At 59.0% G+C, this 940-nt stretch carries 1 protein-coding gene and 1 pseudogene; both read left to right on the top strand.

The window, feature by feature from the left end:
- The coding region (locus BN4275_RS00005; RefSeq protein ID WP_278276509.1) for a glutamate ligase domain-containing protein at positions 1-492 on the top strand (492 nt) is incomplete at its 5' end.
- Positions 493-646: 154 nt separating this feature from the next.
- Positions 647-940, top strand: a pseudogene (locus BN4275_RS00010) (hypothetical protein); the annotation flags it as partial.

Genomic DNA, 940 nt, shown 5'->3' on the forward strand with positions numbered 1-940 from the left:
GTCGCCGCCGCGCGGATGGCGGGCGCGCCGCTCGAGGAAATCCGCGCGCATCTCGCGGAATTTCACGGCGCGGGGCGGCGCTTCGAAATTCTTGGCCGCCCGCGCGGCGTGACCATCGCGGACGACTACGCGCATCACCCGGCTGAGATCGCCGCCACCCTCAAGGCCGCCAAGGAAATGCCCTTTCAAAAGGTCTGGGCGGTCTTTCAGCCATTCACCTACTCGCGGACCAAAATCCTGATGGACGATTTCGCCAAAGCGCTTTCGATCGCGGACGAAGTGGTCATGAGCGAAATTATGGGCAGCCGCGAGAAGAACACCGAAGGCGTTTACACCAGCCAGCTCGCGGAGAAAATTCCCGGTTCTGTGTGGTTCCCCACCTTCCAGGAGATGGCCGACTACGTGATGGGCCGTGCCGGGGAGGGCGACCTGGTCATCACTCTCGGCTGCGGCGATGTTTACAAATGCGCCAAACTGATGCTTAATAAATGAAAAGAAAACGGGGCAAATGCCCCGTTTTCTTTTATATACAACGGATAAAATTCCCGGAAGCTTAACCATTCCGTAAATTTTTTCATCCATGCCTTGCATCGAAAATATGATTGTGCTACCCTTAAATTGAATCTTGTTTAAAGGAGCCGTTGCCATGAAAAAAATCGCATTCCTGCTTGCCATATTGCTCGCCCTGTCCGGCTGCGGCGCGCCCGCCGCTGAACCGTCTTCCGCTCCAAAGCCTTCAAACGCGCCCGAAGCTTCCTCCTCGGAGCTTTCCGCTTCGGAAATCGCCGCGTCCGAGGCTGCCGAAAAAGCCGCTGCGTCCGAGGCTGCTGCAAAGACCGCTTCCGAAGCCGCTGCCGCCGAGGCCGCTGCAAAGGCCGCTTCCGAAGCCGCTGCCGCCGAGGCCGCCGCAAAGGCCGCTTCCGAAGCTGCTGCCGCCGAG

Source organism: Anaerotruncus rubiinfantis (assembly GCF_900078395.1).
Taxonomy (GTDB): domain Bacteria; phylum Bacillota; class Clostridia; order Oscillospirales; family Ruminococcaceae; genus Anaerotruncus; species Anaerotruncus rubiinfantis.